Genomic DNA, 19,749 nt, shown 5'->3' on the forward strand with positions numbered 1-19,749 from the left:
ATAATGATCATTTTATTGAGATATCGTCCTCACCATGTAGATCTATCCTCACCAGCAGCCTTCTCAAGGTCTTCCCTCCAGACCTCTTTCGCCAAGCGATAAACTTCTTCAAAAAAGCTACGCGGACTATTTAACGAATACCACTCCCCCCTAGGCCAACTGGAAGTTTCGCACTCATCAATATCAAATAAGCTACTGAAATCGTAGCTTGAATCATCTAACGCTGACTCTAGGGCTTCAAATAGAACCAACTTATGCCTATACGAAAGATACGGCAGTTTCAGACAATACCTCCGTATAAGATTTTCCCTGTCAGTAGGTATATTCGGATTATATACGCCGAGCTCTAGACCTCGGGTCTCTTCTTGATCATAAACATCAAAAACGCCAATAAACCAGCTAAATCTTGGATTGAAAGGCCTATCTAAATACGGATGTTTCAACATTATTTTTTCTCCGAAGGAAAGCCCGTAAATGGTTCTTGCGTATTTGTCTTATCAAACTTAACTTCAAACCAGCTCATATCATCATTCAAAACCGGATTTTGCGAATCCCGCCTATTCGGTTTGTACCCTCGCCCTGCTCCAGGCAATTCCAACCTAACTATCGGAGTATCATGCTGATCGTCACCCGTATGCATGATCAAGCCATTTTTATTCCTTGTCATCGCCTTGTTTAATGCCCCCAAATGCATTCGCCAGTTGTGAAATTGTGAACTTGGATTTCCTCTGGGAGGCCTCGGAACGACACCTGTGTGAGGATCAGCGCCGTTGATAGCTCGCTGTTTTAGTGCCCGATCGGGAATTTCCGAACTATGTTTTTTCACAGTGTGCATGTCATAAAGTTCTTCATACTCACTCACACGCCGCTTTGCATTCTCCTCAGCCACTTCATCAATCCTCGCCCGTCGTTCCTGCGCCGTCATCTTTGGCAGCGGGGGCGCTCCCTCTTCGACGACCACTCGACCAGCCTCGTACCGCATAGGACGTCGCGGCGCTGACGGTGGACAAATGCAACTCAACCCCAACGGATCCACCCACCCCGTCGGATTCGGCACGTACTGGTACTGATTCAACCCACCCGCGAGCTTCACCGGGTCCGGCGTCAGATACCGCCCTAGCCTCGGGTCGTAATACCGATGGCGGTTGTAATGCAGTCCGCTTTCCGCATCGAAATACTGCCCCTGGAAGCGCAGCGGTTGATCCAGATAGTCTTCGCCGGCCAGGGTCACAGCGGCGACTTTGCCGTAGGCGTCGTATTGCGCGGACCAGACGATTTCGCCGCTGTAGTCGGTGAGTTCCTGCGGGGTGCCGAGGTGGTCGAGTTGGTAGTAGAACGGGCAGGCTTTTTTCGGGCCTTTGCCATCCAGCATCGCGAGTGGGCGGAAGGTGCCGGGTTCGTAGAGGAAGCTGCGGTATTGCGTGGCGCTGCTTTCGGCGACGAGGTGTTCGCCTTGCCAGAAAAATTCGGTGGCGGCGCCATCGATGGTTTTGCGGATCCGGCGGCCGAAGGCGTCGTATTGGTAGCTGGCGGTCTGGCCGTCGGGGCGGGTCAGGCCGATCAGGCGGTGCTGGCAGTCGTAGCGGTATTCGGTGACCAGGGTCTGGCCGTGGCCACGACGTTCGCGGATCAGGTTGCCGAAGGCGTCGTAGTCGTAATGGCGGTCGCCCTGCATCAACAGGCGATTGCCTTTGATCTGCGCGGGACCGGGGCGGTCCTGCATCAGCAGGTTGCCGGCCGGGTCGTGGGCGAAGGATTCGGGCAGTTCGTCGCGTGAGTGACGTACGCGGATCAACCGGTCGAGGGCGTCGTAGCCGTAGGTGCGCTGGCCGTGGCGGCTGTCGGCGATGTGCTCGAGATTGCCGTTGGCGCTGTAGGCATAATCGCGGCGGTACAGCGAGGCGTGGCGATGGCCTACGGCGTGGGCAAGCAAGCGGCCCTGATCGTCGTAGGAGTATTCGCTGAGCAGCAAGCCTTGCTGGCGTTGCTGTTCGCGACCGGACTGGTAGACGTGGCGCGTGAGCGGCGTGCCGTTGAGGTCGATGGCTGACAGCGCACCGCCTTTGGCGTAGTGATAATCGAGCTTGCTGTTGTCCGGCAGGCGCAGGCGTTTGAGCTGACCACAGGCGTCATAGGTGTAGCGCAAGGTGCCCCAGCCCTGATGCTCGGTGATCAGCCGGTCCTGACGGTCGTACTCGAAGGCCAGCGGATGGTTTTGCCCGTCATCGACACCGATCAACCGACCGAGGCGGTCGTAGTCGTAGCGGATCTTGGCGCCATCGGGCAGGGTTTTGACGAGTAAACGCCCGGCCCTGTCGCGCTCGTAGCGGGTGACCAGCGATAAACCCTGCTCGCCGAACTCGGTCTTCTCCAGCAGATGCCCGTTGGGGTCGTAGACGTAAGCCGTACGCCGCCCATCAAACCCGGTTTCCTGTCGGATCAATCCGGTCGGCGTGTAATCCAGTCGGTACTTTTCGCCCGATTCGTTTTCAATCTCGGTCAGCAACAGCCGCGCATGGTCATAGCGGTACTGCACGCGGGTGCCGTCAGGATTGATCCGCCGCGAGACCAAGTGCAGATCATCGTCATATTCATAGCGGGTGATGCGCCCGAGTTCATCGCGTTCGGCGGTGATCTGGCCGTAGGCGCCATAGCTGTAGGCGCGCGTGCTGCCCGTAGGAGAAGTCGTCAGGATCAGTCGGCCGGCCGCGTCCCACTGCTGACGACTGACAACACCAAATTCGTCCTGGGTGGTAATCCGCCGGCCCAGCGCATCGTAGGAAAAGCGCCGCACGCCACCATCGGGCAGGGTTTCTTCGATGAGCTGGCCGAGCTCGTTCCACACCCAGCGGTGGCGGCTGCTGTCCGGGTAGCGCAGCGACAGCAACTGCCCGCGCAGGTTGTAGTAGTAATGGGTGACCTGGCCGTCGGGATCGACCGCTTCGGTGACGGCGCCTTCAGCGTTGCGCCGGTAGATCCACACCGCATCACCACGGCAACGCTTGTAGAGAAAACCGTTGCGGTACTCGTAGGACGTTGGTGCATCGTCCGGCGGAATCAGCGCGATCAGCCGTCCGACTTCGTCGTAGCGGTATTCGGTGACCGCGCCCAACGCATCCTGCTCGGCGATCAAGCGCCCCTGCTGGTCATAGGCCTTGAGCTGTTCACCACCATCGGCCGCAACCTGGCGCACCAGCCGCGCGCGCTCGTCGTGGACGTAGACTTCTTCGGTGCCGTCGACGTAATGCACGGTCACGCTGGCGTCGTCATCGTTCCAGACGTAACGGGTGTTCATCTGCGAGAACGAAGCCCAGTGCCTCACGCAGCGGGCGGCTTTGCCCTCACGCTGCCACTCCCAGAAGAAGCTCGCACCGCCAGTCAGCTGGCGCTGGAGGATGACGTGTTGATCGTCGTAGTCGTAGCGCTCGCTGTCGCCGACCGCGTTGGTCGCAACCAGCAGGCGTTGCCGGGCATCGAAGCTGTAGGTGGCGAGGTTTTGCTCGGTGATCCACTCGCCCTGAACAAACACCTGATAATCGACCGCCACCAGTTGCGCGCGGTCATACCGCAACAGCAGCGCGCGGCCGGCGCCGTTGTCCAGACGCTGAATGCGGTCGGAGCGATCGCGTTGCAGGGTCAGACGATTGCCGTAGACATCGCTGATTGTGGTCAGCCGGCCGGCGCGAAAGTGGTAAAACCGCGCGCTGTCGCCGGCCAACGCCAGAATCAGTTCTTCCGGCTCATCACCGAGAAAGATCGCCGCCCGCGACAGGCTGTTGTGAATCGCCGGGCGCGCGACGTTGGGCAGGGGAAAACGAGTGCGGCGGTTTTCGTGGTCGATCCAGATCACGCCATCGCCGTCGAAGGACAGGCGATGGGCCAGCGTATGGCTCCAGCCGAACCCCAGGCCGATGTCGATCTCGACCGCGCTGCTGCGGTACAAGCGGGTGAACTCGAAGGGCAGCACGCCATCGAGCACGGCGTCGGTCAGGGTCAGCAGTTCTTCGCCGGTGACCATCGACACCGGGCAGCCGTTGGTACAGGTTTTGGGCACGCAATCGGCGGCATCGCCGTTGGGGTTCTTTGCTTGGTCGGGGGCGTCGTCGTGTGGCTCGTCCTTCTTCAACATGGCGTTGCGCTTGGCATCCCAGCGCAATTGCATCCGGCCCTTTTTCACCCCGGCGGCGATGCCCCGCGCGGCAACGGCTTTGTAGCGGTCGACGTATTCAATAAAGGCGTTGACGATGCTGAACAGCGCCTTGACCAGACGCTTGGCGACGTTGAACAGCTGCGTTGCGCGGTCAGCCAGACGCAGCGTCAGATAAGCGATCCCCGCCCCCGCTCCGACAAACGTCAGCACCACGCTGATCAAGACATCGATGATCAGTTGCACGATCATCATCGACGCCACTTCAGCAGACTTGCCGGCAACCTCGCTGGGCGGCAGCATGTCCAGCCACAGACTCGCCGACCGTAGCAGCAAGCACATCGCCGCTTCGTCACTGACCAGCAACTGCAGCTTTTCCATGAGATCCGGAGCGGTCTGCGCCAGCTCGATCAGCTCAGCCGCGCCACTGCCCAAACGCTCGGCAAACTTGCCGGGATCCTGGAGAATTTCCGAGAGCAGACCGAGGCTGTCCCATACCCCCTCGATGGCCGCCCAACTGCCGGCGAGCATGCCGTTGCTGGCTGCGATCGCCACCGACTGTGACCACTGCGGCTTGAAACCTTGCCACTCGCTACGCAGCCAGCGCTCAAGTTCGCCGGTCAAACCGTCGTAGGATTTGAACAGCTCGTCGACTTGACTGGAGGTGACAGCGCTGTGGACCAGAACGCGGTAGAACTTGCCCTCGTCGCCTCTGAACTCGCCCTTGCCCTGCTGATCAAGGGTGACCGGCGCGGTTTTGCCGCTATCCACGTCGACCACATCGACGGAAATGTTGCCCAGCGGGATGTCGTAGACCGATTCGAACTTGCTCTCGATTTGCATCAGCCCGCCGTGCGGGCACTGGACGACGCTGGAGGAAAATTCGTCGTCGCTGCTGCTGACCGACGTACTGCTATCGCCGAAGCGGATGATCCGCTCCATACCCACCAGCGATGGCAGGTCTGCTGCCTCGCTGATCTGGTCCGCCCTGCGACTGAGCCAGTGATCAAGCTGTTTGCGGTAGAGGCTGAGCGTTTGCGGAAAGCTGTCGAGTTCCTGCTCGATGCGCGCGATGGCTTCCATCAACACACGCGAGCAAACAAGGTGGACTGAAAAACGGGCTGAAGCATGAGCGGTCCCTCGCGCAAGAAATTAGTCGCGGGAACTGTGCGGGGGATCAAAGAGGAAAGAAGTCAGGAGAGTAGGCAAAGGATGTAGGACTAATCTGCAATCCAGCATCAAGCGAAAAACGTGCAGGCAGAAACGTAAACGCGGCGTGAGGAAAACCTCACGCCGCGTTTACTTAGAAGATATACATGGAATTACTGCGTTGAATCACCAGCCTCCAGCTGTTGCAGCTTCAGCTCGGCCAACGGATGCCCGGCCTTGGCGGCCATGCTCCACCAACGAGCGGCCTCAACGGGATCCGGCGCCTTGCTCGGGGTACCGGCGAGGCTGATCACGCCAACTTGATAAGCGGCTTTACCGTCGCCGGCCAACGCCGCCAGACGCAGCAGACGCACGCCTTCTTCACGCGCGCCCAACCCGACGCCGCGAAAAGTCAGAATGTGCCCATAAAAGCTTTGAGCATCGACATCGCCGAGGTTGGCCATGCGCGCGAACTGGCCTTCAAGCCAGCGCCAGCCACGCGGCTGGCGAACGAACCACGACCAATGAAACAGCCGGCGGGCCAGCCAGTAACCGGCCCGCGCCTTGAGCCGCAGAAACACTCAGGCCTCCGCCGATTCCGGGTATTCGTATTCGAAGACCCGCACCACTTCCGACGCATGCCAGGACGCCGCCGCGACGCCATCCGACGGCCCGGAAAAACGCCCCAGACGCTCGACACATTCAAAGAACCCGGTACGTGGCAAACGACTCGCGCCCTGACTGATGACCAGCGAACTGCGCAACGGCTGCTCGGCTTTGGCGTCCAGTGCGGCCAGATGCTCCAGCGCAGCCGTCAGCGTCTGCATCGCCGGCGTCGGCAGCTGCAAACGCTCAAGCAAGGCTCGATAGGTCAGAAGATGGCGCTGACGGCGCGCCTGGTCCAGTTCCCCCAGCAATCCGTCCCAATGTTGACGGCTGATGCGTACGCTCACGATTCGTCCCTCCAACCCGGCACCGTCAGTTCCCAGGCCAGGCTGCGGCGAATCGCGGCGTCGGGCTGACGCTCACCACTTTCGATCATGGCCAGGTAAGACGGGCTGATGCCTACCGTGCGGGCCAGCGCCTCGATGGCGATGCCCTTCCCTTCGCGCAAACTGCGTAATTGATCCAGACCCGGAAGAATCGGCTCCGGCGAGGTGGCGAGCGGCGCTGCTGGCTGCGGCGCCGGTGTTGCGTTGATCCCTGCTGCTTTCAGTAAAGCCTGATATTGAGCCCACGGCAGAACCGCGTATTCGGGTTCGCCATCGCGTGCAATTATCTGAATATCCATGACTACCCCGTAGGACAACACCACTTAGCGAGTCGGCACTTTTCCCTAGAAGTGTAATCCTAACAGCGGCTAAGGTCGCGAGTGGTATCTATCTGTAGGCAGACTTGGTCAGTCAGGGTTTTTTCGGGCCTTGCAGCTGCAATTGTTCAGGGGTATCAGGGAGGCGTTCAACCACCGCCAGCTTTTCGGGCTGCTGGCGTTTGCGCCACAGGCGAAAGGCGTTGAGCTCGTCATCGAGGGTTTTCATCAGCCAGGCGAGGACAGCGATGTCATCGAGCATGCCGAACATGGGAATGAAATCCGGAATGGCATCGACCGGGCTGAGGAAATACATCAGGCCCGCCACCACCGAAATCAGCGACTTGGCACTGATCGCGCGATACTCGCCACGCCAGTAGGCCAGGCATAACGACTGCAGCAAGCGCAGATCATCCTTGAGTTTGCCCAAGCGATTGCCTTGCGCGGCGCCTTTGCTGGCCACGGCAAACAACAGGGTCGGCAGGCGTCCACGGGCCAGCAGGCGACCGGCCAACGGCAGGAATCGAGCGAAATTCCACGGAGCTTTCATCTATTCTTCCCGTTGAAATGTTATCCACACAAATTGTGGATAACCTTGTGAACAGAGCTGCATTTCAGCGCTGAGAGCCCCGTTTCATAAGGGCTGCGCTCAGATCGGGCGTTTTTTACTCACATAAAAAAGCCCAATATTTCATTGACTTGGCAGCTCAGGGCGTCTAGCGCGGGCAGCCTCAAAGCTATGACTGTGTTGAACGGCGTCAGTTCGCTCTGTTTACCTTTCCTGACCTGCAGATGCAACAACGCCCCGCATAAGCGAGGCGTTGTTGGCGATGCCGTTGCGTGTTACTTGGCAGCGGCGTCTTCTTTGGCTGGATCCTTGATGGCCAGCAGTTCCAGGTCGAAAACCAGAACCGAGTTGGCCGGGATTGCCGGGCTTGGCGACTGAGCGCCGTAAGCCAGATCGCTAGGGATGTACAGTTTGTACTTCTCGCCAACGTGCATCAGTTGCAGACCTTCAACCCAACCCGGGATCACGCCACTGACTGGCAGATCGATCGGGCTGCCGCGCTCGACGGAGCTGTCGAACACGGTGCCGTTGGTCAGCTTGCCGGTGTAGTGAACAGTGACGACGTCGGTCGGCTTAGGCTGTGGGCCATCGGCTTTCTTCACTACTTCGTACTGCAGGCCCGAAGCGGTGGTGGTGACACCGGCCTTCTTGCCGTTTTCTTCGAGGAATTTCTTGCCGGCGGCTGCCGACTCTTCACTCATCTTGGCCATACGCTCTTCAGCACGCTTTTGCAGCGAGGCGAAGGCTTCGACCAGTTCTTCATCTTTCAGCTTCTGTTCTTTCTTGCCAACGGCATCTTCGATGCCCTGGGCTACCGCTTTGGAGTCCAGATCATCCATGCCTTCCTGGGCAAGGCTTTTGCCCATGTTCAGGCCGATGCCGTAGGAAGCTTTTTGCGCCGGGGTTTTCAGCTCTACGCTGGTCTGCGAGTCACAACCCGCGAGTACCAGGCTAACCAGGGCTACCGCCGCCGCCAACCGATGCTGTTTCATGCTATTTCCTTGTTCATGCGCCGAATGGGCAATCGAGTAAAGCCGCGAGCTTATCAGGCCGCCACGACCAATGGCTACCGGCATGAGAGCAGGAATCTTCCGATAAGTTCAGGGATTAAAACGCATTTGGGCAACGGCTGGATGAAGCTTCTGTCATTCACGGACGACAAGGCTCGTCGGCTCCTGACTCAGTATCTGGCGTAATGGCCACTTGCCCAGCCAGCGGCGCTCAGGCATAACAGCGCAACAATTCGACAAGGATGTTCAACTTGCGCCTCTTATCCCGCATTCTCGCTCTGCTGATCATGCTGGCGGTAATCGCCCTCGCGGTGATCGTCTATTACGTCGCCAATCCGAAATTGCCCTTCTACACCCCGCCGCAACAGGTACGTTACCTGGATCAATGGAGCGAAGAGCAACGGCAGACCTACTACTTCACGCCCCAAGGTACGCAAGTCAAAGGCCTGCGTTACGAGTGGTTTGAAGCGCTGGAACTGCCCTTCTCCGAGCAGCGCTTCGCCTCCCCTGAATATCTCGCCCGTTTCGGCTTCCTGGTCGACCCGCAGCAGAAAGCGAGCGCGAACAACCCCGGCAACCTCCCCGTCGGTTTTGCCCGGCACCAGAATCCCGGCAACGCCTCCGAGCATTATCTGGACATCACCTGCGCCGCTTGCCACACCGGCGAGTTGCGCTTCAAAGGCCAGGCCGTGCGCATTGATGGCGGCACCGCACAACACGTGTTGCCTTCCAGCGTTCCTACATTGCGCGGTGGCAGTTTCGGACAGGCCCTGGTCGCCAGTCTCGCCTCGACTTACTACAACCCGTGGAAGTTCGAGCGCTTCGCCCGTCAGGTGCTCGGAGATGATTACGAAGCGCGCCGCGAACAATTGCGCAAGGAGTTCAAGACCTCGCTGAACACCTTCGTCAAAGTGGCCTGGAACGACACTCATCGCGGCCTGTACCCGACCGAGGAAGGCCCGGGGCGCACCGATGCGTTCGGCCGGATTGCCAACGCGACGTTTGGCGATGCGATTTCCCCTGCCAACTACCGCGTGGCCGATGCCCCGGTGGATTACCCGCAGCTGTGGGACATGTGGACGTTCGACTGGGTGCAGTGGAACGGCTCGGCCCAGCAGCCAATGGCGCGCAATATCGGCGAGGCGCTCGGCGTCGGTGCCACGCTGAATTTCTTCGACGCCAACGGTCAGCCGCTGCAAGGCGCTGAGCGCTATCCCTCCAGCGTGCGCGTGCGCGATCTGCACGCCATCGAAGAAACCTTGCAGCAGCTGAAGCCGCCAACCTGGCCGGAAGATCTGTTCGGTGCGATCGACAAGCCGCTGGCCGCCAGAGGCCACACGCTGTTCGCGGAAAACTGTGCCGGCTGCCATGTCCCGCGCCAATCGCAGGAAGGCGAACGCTGGGTGCAGCACTTGCACATGCTTCCCGTGGAGGTGATCGGCACCGATCCGAACGCCGCCAACAACATTGCCAGTCACCGTTTCGACCTGAGCGCGCTGCAATGGGATGTCAAAGAGCTGGAAAAGATGGACGTCAAACTGCATCCCGAACCCAAGGAGCCGCTTGATCTGAGCCAATTGTCGGTGGCCAAGGGCCTGGCTTACGTCACCGCATTCGTGGAAGACCGTGCCTATCGCGACGCGCAGATCACGCCGGAAGAAAAACCGCGCATGGATGGTTTCGGCCTGCCGATCGGCGTGCGCGAGAAAGTCGCTTACAAGGCCCGACCGCTGGCTGGCGTGTGGGCGACTGCGCCGTTTCTGCACAACGGTTCGGTGCCGAGCATCTATCAGTTGCTGTCACCGCAGGACGAGCGTGCGACGACCTTCTACAAAGGCACGCTCGAATACGATCCGCGCCACCTCGGCTATCGCACCGAGCCTTTCACCAACGGTTTTCTGTTCGACACGCGCATCAGCGGCAACCGCAACAGCGGCCACGAATTCCGCGCCGGCGCTCGCGGTAACGGGGTGATCGGCCGCCTCCTGCAACCCGAGGAGCGCTGGGCGTTGCTCGAATACCTGAAAGTACTGGGCGGACCACTGGAGGCGCAGTTGCCATGATCATGCCGACATTCAAAAAAGAACTGCCGCCACTCGCGCGTTTCTGGCTCTGGCTGGGGCGTTTGCTCGGCAAGACGCTGCTGGTGCTGCTGATCATCGGCCTGCTCGGCTGGGCCATCGCCACCGCGTGGTTTGCCTGGCAGCATCGCGGGCCGGTATCTGCACAGGAACAGATTCCAGCGGGCGAAGCGGCGATGACCCAGGACATCATTCAAACCGCAGTGCGCATCGTCGACCAGCACCGCGAACCCACGCGTTATCTGCGCGATGCCCACGCCAAAGCGCATGGCTGCGTGAAGGCGCAAGTGCAGGTGTTACCGGAACTGGCGCAATCGCTGCGACGGGGTGTGTTCAGCGAGCCGGGCAAGACCTGGCAGGCGTTGATCCGGTTGTCCAACGGCAATGCCTATCCGCAATTCGACAGCATTCGCGACGCGCGCGGAATGGCGATCAAGTTGCTTGAGGTTCCTGGCGCACAACTGCTCGGCAATCGCCAGGACCAGCATGAACAGGATTTCGTGATGTTCAGCCATCCGAATTTCTTTGTCAGCAATGTCGCAGAGTATCGTCAGAATGTGGCGGCGCAGGCTGACGGCAAGAAGGTCATGGCGTTTTTTCCGACATGGGATCCGCGCACCTGGCAGGTCCGTCATCTATTCATCGCGCTGGCTACGCTGTCAGCGCCGCCGGACAGTCCGACCGAGACCACATATTTCTCGGTATCGCCCTACAAGTTCGGTGAGGCCAATGCGAAATTCCGCGTCGTGCCGGATCCGGAGCGTTGCCCGGCGTATACGCTGCCCAAACAGAATCACGACCTGCCGAATTTTCTGCGCAGTGCACTGAATCAACAGTTGTCGACGGATCGGGTGCCGGCGTGCTTCGCCTTGCAGATCCAGCGCCAGGACGCGAACAAGTACATGCCCATCGAAGACACGAGCATTGAGTGGCGTGAGCAGGATGCACCGTTTGAAACCGTGGCGCGGATCACCCTGCCCGCGCAGGACTTCGACACGCCGGCGCTGAATCTGCAATGCGACAACCTGTCGTTCAATCCGTGGTTCGGCATCGAGGCGCATCGGCCGATTGGCGGGATCAATCGCTTGCGCAAGGCAGTGTACGAGGCGGTGAGCGATTATCGGCAGGCCCGCAATGCGGCGCAGTAGCGCGGCGATTTTATAAATCGCAGACAGCAAAAAGCCCGCACAAGGCGGGCTTTCTGTGGTGTCTGGCGTTCAGTTCCAGATACCGAATATGGCGCAGCGGACGGGACTCGAACCCGCGACCCCCGGCGTGACAGGCCGGTATTCTAACCGACTGAACTACCGCTGCGCGAAACGCTTGAAACGAATGGTGGGTGATGACGGGATCGAACCGCCGACATTCTGCTTGTAAGGCAGACGCTCTCCCAGCTGAGCTAATCACCCTTCGCTTCGTTACGGGGCGCATTATGCCACAGGTTTTCGTAAAGTGTTGATTTAATTGAATATTTTTCAAAAAAATCTGAAAACCGGTGAAACGATACATCCCGCGGGTACAACCTTGAGACAGAAAAAAACCCGCTTCAGCGGGTTTTTCCGTGGCGACCTGGCGTTCAGTGGTCCAGGTTACCGAATATGGCGCAGCGGACGGGACTCGAACCCGCGACCCCCGGCGTGACAGGCCGGTATTCTAACCGACTGAACTACCGCTGCGCTAAACACTTGAAACGAATGGTGGGTGATGACGGGATCGAACCGCCGACATTCTGCTTGTAAGGCAGACGCTCTCCCAGCTGAGCTAATCACCCTTCGCTTCGGTGTGGCGCGCATTCTACGGAGCACCCCCACCTCTGGCAAGCACTTTTTTAAATAATTTTCCGAGGCCTTCCAAAGGCTTAGAGAAGGGTTGGCCTATGCCCCGGCGAAGACAATAATGCCCCCCTTTGTATAAAGGAGTGACTCGCCCCATGTGGTTCAAGAACCTGCTGATCTATCGCCTGACCCAAGACCTGCCTGTCGACGCCGAGGCGCTGGAAACTGCACTGGCGACCAAACTGGCGCGGCCGTGTGCAAGCCAGGAGCTGACCACTTACGGTTTCGTTGCGCCGTTCGGCAAGGGCGAAGATGCGCCGCTGGTACACGTCAGCGGCGATTTCCTGCTGATCTCTGCGCGCAAGGAAGAACGTATCCTGCCGGGCAGCGTCGTGCGTGACGCGGTCAAGGAAAAGGTCGAGGAGATCGAAGCCGAGCAGATGCGCAAGGTCTATAAGAAGGAACGCGACCAGATCAAGGATGAAATCATCCAGGCCTTTCTGCCGCGCGCGTTCATTCGTCGTTCGTCGACCTTCGCCGCGATCGCGCCGAAACAGGGCCTGATCCTGGTCAACTCGGCCAGCCCGAAACGCGCCGAAGACCTGCTGTCGACCCTGCGCGAAGTGATCGGCACCCTGCCCGTGCGTCCGCTGACAGTGAAAATGGCACCGACTGCGGTGATGACCGAGTGGGTCACCACGCAGAAAGCCGCCGACGATTTCTATGTGCTGGACGAGTGCGAACTGCGCGACACCCACGAAGACGGCGGCATCGTCCGTTGCAAGCGTCAGGACCTGACCAGCGAGGAAATCCAGCTGCACCTGAGCACCGGCAAAGTCGTTACTCAGCTGTCGCTGGCCTGGCAGGACAAACTGTCGTTCATGCTCGACGACAAGATGACCGTCAAACGCCTGAAATTCGAGGATCTGTTGCAGGATCAGGCGGAACAGGACGGTGGCGACGAAGCCCTGGGCCAACTGGATGCCAGTTTCACCCTGATGATGCTGACCTTCGGCGACTTCCTGCCGGCACTGGTTGAAGCGTTGGGTGGGGAAGAGATGCCGCAGGGGATCTGACCCGTTATTCGTGTGAAAGCTTAAAAGATCGCAGCCTTCGGCAGCTCCTACATGAGACGAGTTTTCCTGTAGGAGCTGCCGAAGGCTGCGATCTTTTTGTTGGCGACGTATGCTTAGCTTCCTAACGCTTTCACATAACAAGGATCAAGCCATGCGCGCACTGGCTGCACTCAGCCGCTTTGTCGGCAATACCTTCGCTTACTGGGTTCTGATATTCGCCGTCGTGGCCTTTCTGCAACCGGCGTGGTTCATCGGCCTGAAAAGCGCGATCGTACCGCTGCTGGGTCTGGTGATGTTCGGCATGGGCCTGACCCTCAAACTCGACGACTTCGCTGCCGTCGCTCGCCATCCGTGGCGGGTGGCGCTGGGCGTGGTTGCGCATTTCGTGATCATGCCCGGTGTGGCGTGGTTGCTCTGCCAGGTGTTTCACCTGCCTCCGGAAATCGCCGTCGGGGTGATTCTGGTCGGTTGCTGCCCGAGCGGCACCTCTTCGAACGTGATGACCTGGCTGGCACGCGGTGATCTGGCGCTTTCCGTGGCCATTGCTGCCGTCACCACCCTCCTCGCCCCGCTGCTGACCCCGGCACTGATCTGGCTGCTGGCCTCGGCGTGGTTGCCGGTATCGTTCATGGAGCTGTTCTGGTCGATCCTGCAAGTGGTGCTGCTGCCGATCGTTCTCGGCGTGGTCGCGCAGCGTCTGCTCGGCGACAAGGTGCGGCATGCGGTGGATGTGTTGCCGCTGGTGTCGGTGGTCAGCATCGTGATTATCGTCACCGCCGTGGTGGCGGCCAGTCAGGCGAAAATCGCCGAGTCCGGCCTGCTGATCATGGCCGTGGTCATGCTGCACAACAGCTTCGGTTATCTGCTCGGCTACTTCACCGGGCGCCTGTTCGGCCTGCCGCTGGCTCAGCGCAAGTCGCTGGCACTGGAAGTCGGCATGCAGAATTCGGGCTTGGGCGCGGCATTGGCCAGTGCGCACTTCTCGCCACTGGCGGCGGTGCCGAGCGCGCTGTTCAGCGTTTGGCACAATATTTCCGGAGCACTGCTGTCGACGTACTTCCGGCGCATGAGCGAGAAGGAAGACCGCGACAGCCTCGCACAACGGGCTGCCGATTGAGGCTGAAAACTTGATCCCCGGATTAATGCTCGTCAGTATATTGCGCAACGCGGGGACGACCCTGCGGCTCGATCGAGTCATTAATCTGGGGACGACCCCGTCAATCGATGGAGGTCCTGCATGTCCTGGATCATTCTGTTTTGCGCCGGCCTGTTCGAAGTCGGCTGGGCCGTCGGCCTGAAATACACCGACGGCTTCACCCGCCCGCTTCCCACCGCCCTCACCGTCGCCGCCATGGCCATCAGCCTTGGTTTGCTCGGTCTGGCGATGAAGGAATTGCCGTTGGGTACGGCCTATGCGATCTGGACCGGCGTAGGTGCGGTGGGCACGGTGATCGCCGGGATCATTCTGTTCGGTGAGTCGATGGCATTGATTCGGCTGGTCAGTGTGGCGTTGATCGTTACCGGGTTGATCGGACTCAAGGTCAGCGCTTAGGCCACCGGCCCCATCGCTGGCAAGCCAGCTCCCACAAGATTGGTGTACACCATCGAACCTGTGGGAGCTGGCTTGCCAGCGATGAGGGCCGTCCAGTCAACGACTATCTGACGGATCCGCGCAACTCCCCCACCAACACCTGCAACTTCGCCGGCTCCGTCCCTTCGGTAATTGCCGGCCCCGCCACCAGCGTCACCCGCGACCACAAGCGATGGAACAAGCCCTTGTTCGGATCGCGACTGAAGAAACTCCCCCACAATCCTTGCAGCGCCAGCGGAATCACCGGCACCGGCGTCTCCTCCAGAATGCGCGTCACGCCGCCGCGAAACTCGTTGATCTCGCCATCGGCGGTCAATTTGCCTTCCGGGAAAATGCACACCAGCTCACCGTCCTTCAGATACTGAGCGATGCGTGTGAAGGCTTTTTCGTAGATCTGGATATCTTCCTGGCGTCCGGCAATCGGAATAGCGCCCGCCGTGCGGAAGATAAAGTTCAGCACCGGCAAGTTGTAGATCTTGTAGTACATGACAAAGCGAATCGGCCTACGCACGGCACCGCCGATGAGCAAGGCGTCAACGAACGACACGTGGTTACACACCAGCAGCGCCGCGCCCTCGTCCGGGATCGCTTCAAGGTTGCGGTGCTCGACGCGGTACATGGAATGGCTGAGCAGCCAGATCATGAAGCGCATGCTGAATTCCGGAACGATCTTGAAGATGTAGGCGTTGACGCCGATGTTCAGCAGCGACACCACCAGGAACAGTTGCGGGATCGACAGCTTGGCGACGCTCAACAAGACGATCGAAACAATCGCCGACACCACCATGAACAGCGCGTTGAGAATGTTGTTGGCGGCAATCACCCGCGCCCGTTCGTTTTCAGCCGTGCGCGACTGGATCAGCGCGTACAGCGGCACAATATAGAAACCACCGAAAATGCCCAAGCCAAGGATGTCGATCAACACCGCCCAGGTGTGCACGAAGCCGAGCACGGCAATCCAGCTATGGCCGCTGACGCTGTCCGGGATCCCACCGGAATGCCACCACAGCAACAGGCCGAACACGGTCAGGCCAAACGAGCCAAAGGGCACCAGTCCGATCTCGACTTTGCGCCCCGAGAGCTTCTCGCAGAGCATCGAACCCAGGGCGATACCTACCGAGAACACGGTCAGAATCAGGGTGACCACGGTTTCGTCGCCGTGCATCCATTCCTTGGCGTAGGCCGGGATCTGCGTCAGGTAGATCGCCCCGACAAACCAGAACCACGAGTTACCGACAATCGAGCGCGACACCGCAGGTGTCTGGCCCAGACCGAGTTTCAGCGTCGCCCAGGACTGGCTGAAGATGTTCCAGTTCAGGCGCATTTCCGGCGACGAGGCCGCCGCGCGCGGAATGCTGCGGCTGGCCAGATAACCCAGCACGGCAATGCCGACGATCGCTGCGGAGACTACCGGCGCGTAGTGCTCGGACGACATCATGATCCCGGCGCCGATGGTGCCGGCGAGAATTGCCAGAAACGTGCCCATTTCCACCAGACCGTTGCCACCGACCAGTTCATCGTCGCGCAAGGCCTGCGGCAGGATCGAATACTTCACCGGGCCGAACAACGCCGAGTGAGTGCCCATGGCGAACAGTGCTACCAGCATCAGCGACAGATGATCGAAGAGGAAGCCGATCGATCCTACGGCCATGATGGCGATTTCCGCGAGTTTGATCAGACGGATCAGCGCGTCCTTGGCGAATTTTTCCCCGAACTGCCCGGCCAGCGCCGAGAACAGGAAAAACGGCAGGATAAACAGCAGCGCGCAGAGGTTGACCCAGATCGAGCGATCGCCCTCGATGGTCAACCGATAGAGGATGGCGAGGATCAACGACTGCTTGAACACGTTGTCGTTAAACGCGCCGAGCGACTGGGTAATAAAGAAGGGCAAAAAGCGCCGGGTGCGCAACAGGTTGAACTGTGAGGGGTGACTCATCTTCCGTGTTTCCTGATGTTAGGTAGTGAGGCCTGGGTGCTTGTTATTGGATTCCCGCACCACGATCCAGGCCACACCTTACCTAAACTTTTCGGATTATTTCTTCAAACCTGCAATACACGGCGAGACAAACAGCTCGCCACGCCACGCGCCCTGCACGGTGCGCTTGCCGACGATCAGCCACATTGCCGCCAACAAAATCACCAGCGCGGTACCGAATACACTGAAAAACGTCAGGTTGAGGATGCTTGCCAGTTTCAGCGTCGCCAGCGAATACACGCCCAACGGGAAGGTGAAGCCCCACCAGCCGAGGTTGAACGGAATGCCGTCGCGTAGATAACGTACGGTGATCAACAGTGCCATCAACATCCACCACAGACCAAAACCCCACAGCGTGATCCCGGCGACCAGACCCAGGCCCGCAGCGATCTCACCGACGCCGGGCAGACCATTAGCGGCAAAAATCGCTGGCGCCTCACCGCCCAACAGCAACATGCCCAGCGCACCGGTGCCGATCGGACCGAGGGCCAGCCAGCTCGACGCGGCCATGTTTTCGTGGGGCAGTTTGTGCAAGGCCATGCGCAGCAACAGAATGGTGAGAATGCTGAACGCCACTGGCAGGGAGAAAGCCCAGAGCACATAGCTGGTGGTCAGTACGACGAGTTGCCCATGGGCGTCGGTCAGATGCGGCGCGAGCAAGCCGCCGCTGGCCGCTGCCACTTCCGCCGCCACCACCGGCAGCAACCAGACCGCGGTCATCTGATCGATGCTGTGTTCCTGGCGGGTAAACATCATGTACGGAATCAGCACACCGCAGGCCAGCGACATCGCCACATCGGTCCACCACAACACTTCAACGATATGAATGACACCGTCCCCCCAGCGCGGCAGGCCGAACAACAGAAAGCCGTTGATGATCGTCGCCAGGCCCATGGGAATGGTGCCGAAAAACATCGATACAGTCGAATGGCCGAAAATCCGCCGCGCCTCGTCAAAGAACAAAATCCAGCGCGCGGCGTAGGCAGCGGTAAACAGTGTGAACAAGAGAATATTGAACAACCACAGCCCCTCGGCCACGGCGCGCAATCCGGGAATGGCCAGCGGCAACTGGGCAAGCGCCAATGCCAGCACACCGGTACCCATGGTCGCAGCGAACCAGTTCGGCGTGAACTGGCGGATCACTTCACGAGGATGTTGAGGGTGGCTGAAAGGTTTGTAGCCGGGGGTGACACTGTTGCGGCAAATCATCATGAACTCCTGTCCCCTGGTGAGGTTGAGTCCATGGTAGATCCGAATCGAATATCGATATAACGGGTAATATCTCTAACTGTTATCTGTTTTGCAGATAAGCGTCCACACGCGCTAAGGAGCGCTGCAAACTCTGCCCGTCTGCGGACACAGACTGAGCAGCAGCGCAGCAACGGCCAGCACGATCAACACAACGCCGTAACCGTCGGTGGTCGCCAGCAGTCCAAAGTTGCGCGCCAGATACCCGGCCAGCAGCGCCGGCAGACAGAACGCCAGATAACTGAGCACGTAATACGCTGACATCAAGCCGGCTCGTTCATGCGGCAAAGCCAGCGGCACCAGGCTGCGCACCGCTCCGAGAAAGCCCGAACCAAAGCCGCAACCGGCGACCAGTGTGCCGAAGAAAAACAGCGGCAGACTGGCGCCATGCACGCCGAGCAAAATCAGAATCAGCCCGACCGGCAGCAGGCTCGCGCCCAGACGCAGCGCCTGAGCGGCCGGGCGATTGCGCATCGTAAAAATCATCAACGCACCGGTCACGGTGAGCGCCGCGACCGTCGCACCGCCGATCAGATTGGAGGTAGAGCCAGTGGCCGTGCGCACCAACGACGGTGCCAGCGAAGCGTAAAAACCTCCGAGCGCCCAGGTCGCGGTGTTCAGTGGCAGCACTCGCCATAACGTTGAACGCGCTTGCACCGGTACGTGCAAGGTGGGCCGCAACGACACCAACGCCCCGCCTTGCCGCGAGACACTTTCCGGCAGGCGCCAGACATACATGCCTTGCAACACGAACAACGCCAACAGTAACCAATAGGTCAGTTGCAACGGCGCCGGTGCAAGTTCTGCCAGCAAGCCACAGCCCAAACCGCCCAGAGCCATCCCGAGTAACGGCGCGACACTGTTGATCAGCGGCCCCTGCTGCCGGTCGGTGTCGAGCAGCGTTGCGCTCAAAACGGCAGTGGCCATGCCAGTGGCAAAACCCTGCAACACCCGTGCGCTGATCAACCAAGCCACGCTATCGGCATAGATGAACAGCAACATGGCCAGTGCATTGAGCAACACGGCGGTAAAGATCACCGGTTTGCGGCCCAAATGGTCGGAGAGCGAACCGACCGTCAGCAACGCTGCCAACAGACTGAAAGCGTAAACGGCGAAGATCAGCGTCAACATCGCTGCCGAGAAATGCAACTGATCCTGATACAAGTGATACAACGGCGTCGGCGCGGTGGAAGCGGCGAGAAAACTGAGTAAGGTGATCGCCAGAAACCACAAGCTGGACCGGTGGGAAGCGAAATTATTCAAGGGGCTGGTCATGGGCACACTCCGCAAAAGCTAATTTTTTGCTTTTGCGCAGTGTGCTACCGCCCAGCGCTTAAAGCAAATTCTTTGTGTTAAGGTCTGCCGCATGGCTATTAAAGAAGGTTTACGCCCCGGTGGCCGCAGTGCCCGGGTGCAGGAGTCGATTCATTCGGCGGTCAATGCGCTGCTGCAAGAGCAGGAACGTTCCACCGTGACCGTCCCGCAGATTGCCGCCCGCGCGGGGGTTACGCCGTCGACGATCTACCGCCGCTGGGGTGATCTGGCAGCATTGCTGGCGGACGTCGCCCTCGCCCGCATGCGCCCGGACAGCGAGCCGGCGGACACTGGCAGCCTGCGCGGCGATATCCGCGCCTGGGCCGAGCAATATCTCGACGAGATGAGTTCAGAGGTCGGGCGCAACATGATGCGCGACGTGCAGGCCAGCGCTACGCCGGGCTATTGCGTGGCGATCATCGGTGCGCAGTTGCAGACCATTGTTGATCGCTATCGGCATGAGAAGGCGCCGAGTGTTGATCGCTTGATCAATCTGGTGGTGGCGC

General features: G+C 59.6%; 16 protein-coding genes and 4 tRNA genes. 6 read left to right on the forward strand and 14 right to left on the reverse strand.

The window, feature by feature from the left end; translation table 11 throughout:
- Positions 1 to 29: 29 nt before the first annotated feature.
- The 7 genes from AC0IXA_RS23180 to AC0IXA_RS23210 all read right to left on the reverse strand — a co-directional run bounded on the left by AC0IXA_RS23180 (position 30) and on the right by AC0IXA_RS23210 (position 8,165).
- Positions 30 to 446, reverse strand: a complete 417-nt coding sequence (locus AC0IXA_RS23180; RefSeq protein WP_076566757.1) for a hypothetical protein — start codon at positions 444 to 446, stop codon at positions 30 to 32.
- A complete protein-coding gene (locus tag AC0IXA_RS23185; protein ID WP_471814561.1) occupies positions 446 to 5,230 on the reverse strand; it encodes an RHS repeat-associated core domain-containing protein in 4,785 nt (1,594 codons plus the stop codon). Before AC0IXA_RS23185 ends, AC0IXA_RS23180 begins: the two co-directional genes overlap by 1 nt.
- A gap of 239 nt (positions 5,231 to 5,469) precedes the next feature.
- Positions 5,470 to 5,877: an SEL1-like repeat protein gene (locus AC0IXA_RS23190; protein ID WP_341638831.1), complete on the reverse strand. Its 408-nt coding sequence runs from the start codon at positions 5,875 to 5,877 to the stop codon at positions 5,470 to 5,472.
- Positions 5,878 to 6,249 carry a hypothetical protein gene (locus tag AC0IXA_RS23195; RefSeq protein WP_003223109.1) on the reverse strand — a complete coding sequence of 124 codons (372 nt, stop codon included), beginning with the start codon at positions 6,247 to 6,249 and terminating at the stop codon, positions 5,878 to 5,880.
- Positions 6,246 to 6,587, reverse strand: coding sequence for a helix-turn-helix domain-containing protein (locus AC0IXA_RS23200; protein ID WP_016773735.1), 342 nt, complete (start codon positions 6,585 to 6,587; stop codon positions 6,246 to 6,248). The genes AC0IXA_RS23195 and AC0IXA_RS23200 overlap by 4 nt, the downstream gene beginning before the upstream one ends.
- Before the next feature lie 112 nt (positions 6,588 to 6,699).
- Positions 6,700 to 7,155 carry a YkvA family protein gene (locus AC0IXA_RS23205; RefSeq protein ID WP_016773733.1) on the reverse strand — a complete coding sequence of 152 codons (456 nt, stop codon included), beginning with the start codon at positions 7,153 to 7,155 and terminating at the stop codon, positions 6,700 to 6,702.
- Positions 7,156 to 7,448: 293 nt separating this feature from the next.
- Positions 7,449 to 8,165 (reverse strand): FKBP-type peptidyl-prolyl cis-trans isomerase, encoded by a 717-nt coding sequence (locus tag AC0IXA_RS23210; protein WP_016773732.1) that lies wholly within the window; start codon positions 8,163 to 8,165, stop codon positions 7,449 to 7,451.
- Positions 8,166 to 8,434: 269 nt separating this feature from the next.
- Here AC0IXA_RS23210 and AC0IXA_RS23215 point away from each other — a divergent pair, with 269 nt between their 5' ends.
- Together AC0IXA_RS23215 and AC0IXA_RS23220 are read left to right on the forward strand one after the other, a co-directional pair.
- A complete protein-coding gene (locus AC0IXA_RS23215; RefSeq protein WP_471814562.1) occupies positions 8,435 to 10,246 on the forward strand; it encodes a di-heme-cytochrome C peroxidase in 1,812 nt (603 codons plus the stop codon).
- Complete coding sequence (locus AC0IXA_RS23220; protein ID WP_471814563.1) at positions 10,243 to 11,412, forward strand: catalase family protein; 1,170 nt, start codon at positions 10,243 to 10,245, stop codon at positions 11,410 to 11,412. Before AC0IXA_RS23215 ends, AC0IXA_RS23220 begins: the two co-directional genes overlap by 4 nt.
- 89 nt (positions 11,413 to 11,501) lie before the next feature.
- On the opposite strand, the gene AC0IXA_RS23225 is transcribed toward AC0IXA_RS23220, so the two are convergent.
- The 4 genes from AC0IXA_RS23225 to AC0IXA_RS23240 all read right to left on the reverse strand — a co-directional run bounded on the left by AC0IXA_RS23225 (position 11,502) and on the right by AC0IXA_RS23240 (position 12,035).
- Positions 11,502 to 11,578 (reverse strand) — tRNA-Asp (locus AC0IXA_RS23225).
- 19 nt (positions 11,579 to 11,597) lie between these two features.
- Positions 11,598 to 11,673, reverse strand: a tRNA-Val gene (locus AC0IXA_RS23230).
- A gap of 190 nt (positions 11,674 to 11,863) precedes the next feature.
- A tRNA-Asp gene (locus AC0IXA_RS23235) sits at positions 11,864 to 11,940 on the reverse strand.
- Between the two features lie 19 nt (positions 11,941 to 11,959).
- A tRNA-Val gene (locus AC0IXA_RS23240) sits at positions 11,960 to 12,035 on the reverse strand.
- A gap of 159 nt (positions 12,036 to 12,194) precedes the next feature.
- Between AC0IXA_RS23240 and rdgC the strand changes: the two genes are divergently transcribed.
- From rdgC to sugE, 3 genes are all read left to right on the forward strand, one after another.
- Complete coding sequence (gene rdgC, locus AC0IXA_RS23245; RefSeq protein ID WP_024012190.1) at positions 12,195 to 13,115, forward strand: recombination-associated protein RdgC; 921 nt, start codon at positions 12,195 to 12,197, stop codon at positions 13,113 to 13,115.
- Positions 13,116 to 13,266: 151 nt separating this feature from the next.
- A complete protein-coding gene (locus AC0IXA_RS23250; RefSeq protein WP_273528731.1) occupies positions 13,267 to 14,232 on the forward strand; it encodes a bile acid:sodium symporter family protein in 966 nt (321 codons plus the stop codon).
- A gap of 120 nt (positions 14,233 to 14,352) precedes the next feature.
- On the forward strand, positions 14,353 to 14,667 hold the full coding sequence (sugE, locus tag AC0IXA_RS23255; RefSeq protein WP_024012188.1) for a quaternary ammonium compound efflux SMR transporter SugE: 315 nt from the start codon (positions 14,353 to 14,355) through the stop codon (positions 14,665 to 14,667).
- Between the two features lie 103 nt (positions 14,668 to 14,770).
- Here the strand turns inward: sugE and AC0IXA_RS23260 are convergent, their stop codons facing one another.
- The 3 genes from AC0IXA_RS23260 to AC0IXA_RS23270 form a co-directional block, all read right to left on the reverse strand.
- Entirely contained in the window at positions 14,771 to 16,642 is a 1,872-nt protein-coding gene (locus AC0IXA_RS23260) for an MFS transporter (RefSeq protein ID WP_150741329.1), read from the reverse strand.
- 96 nt (positions 16,643 to 16,738) lie between these two features.
- Positions 16,739 to 17,890 (reverse strand): TDT family transporter, encoded by a 1,152-nt coding sequence (locus AC0IXA_RS23265; RefSeq protein ID WP_471814564.1) that lies wholly within the window; start codon positions 17,888 to 17,890, stop codon positions 16,739 to 16,741.
- Positions 17,891 to 18,004: 114 nt separating this feature from the next.
- Positions 18,005 to 19,192: an MFS transporter gene (locus AC0IXA_RS23270; protein WP_341638836.1), complete on the reverse strand. Its 1,188-nt coding sequence runs from the start codon at positions 19,190 to 19,192 to the stop codon at positions 18,005 to 18,007.
- A gap of 103 nt (positions 19,193 to 19,295) precedes the next feature.
- On the opposite strand from AC0IXA_RS23270, the gene AC0IXA_RS23275 reads away from it, so the two are divergent.
- The coding region (locus AC0IXA_RS23275) for a TetR/AcrR family transcriptional regulator (protein WP_471814565.1) at positions 19,296 to 19,749 on the forward strand (454 nt) is incomplete at its 3' end.

The sequence above is a fragment of the Pseudomonas sp. AC083 genome (assembly GCF_979253165.1).

Bases quoted from the DNA above. Each gene is read 5' to 3' on its own strand.
- AC0IXA_RS23180 (WP_076566757.1), bottom strand. From the start codon at position 446: ATGTTGAAACATCCGTATTTAGATAGGCCTTTCAATCCAAGATTTAGC.
- AC0IXA_RS23185 (WP_471814561.1), bottom strand. From the start codon at position 5,230: ATGGAAGCCATCGCGCGCATCGAGCAGGAACTCGACAGCTTTCCGCAA.
- AC0IXA_RS23200 (WP_016773735.1), bottom strand. From the start codon at position 6,587: ATGGATATTCAGATAATTGCACGCGATGGCGAACCCGAATACGCGGTT.
- AC0IXA_RS23205 (WP_016773733.1), bottom strand. From the start codon at position 7,155: ATGAAAGCTCCGTGGAATTTCGCTCGATTCCTGCCGTTGGCCGGTCGC.
- AC0IXA_RS23210 (WP_016773732.1), bottom strand. From the start codon at position 8,165: ATGAAACAGCATCGGTTGGCGGCGGCGGTAGCCCTGGTTAGCCTGGTA.
- AC0IXA_RS23220 (WP_471814563.1), top strand. From the start codon at position 10,243: ATGATCATGCCGACATTCAAAAAAGAACTGCCGCCACTCGCGCGTTTC.
- rdgC (WP_024012190.1), top strand. From the start codon at position 12,195: ATGTGGTTCAAGAACCTGCTGATCTATCGCCTGACCCAAGACCTGCCT.
- AC0IXA_RS23250 (WP_273528731.1), top strand. From the start codon at position 13,267: ATGCGCGCACTGGCTGCACTCAGCCGCTTTGTCGGCAATACCTTCGCT.
- sugE (WP_024012188.1), top strand. From the start codon at position 14,353: ATGTCCTGGATCATTCTGTTTTGCGCCGGCCTGTTCGAAGTCGGCTGG.
- AC0IXA_RS23260 (WP_150741329.1), bottom strand. From the start codon at position 16,642: ATGAGTCACCCCTCACAGTTCAACCTGTTGCGCACCCGGCGCTTTTTG.
- AC0IXA_RS23265 (WP_471814564.1), bottom strand. From the start codon at position 17,890: ATGATTTGCCGCAACAGTGTCACCCCCGGCTACAAACCTTTCAGCCAC.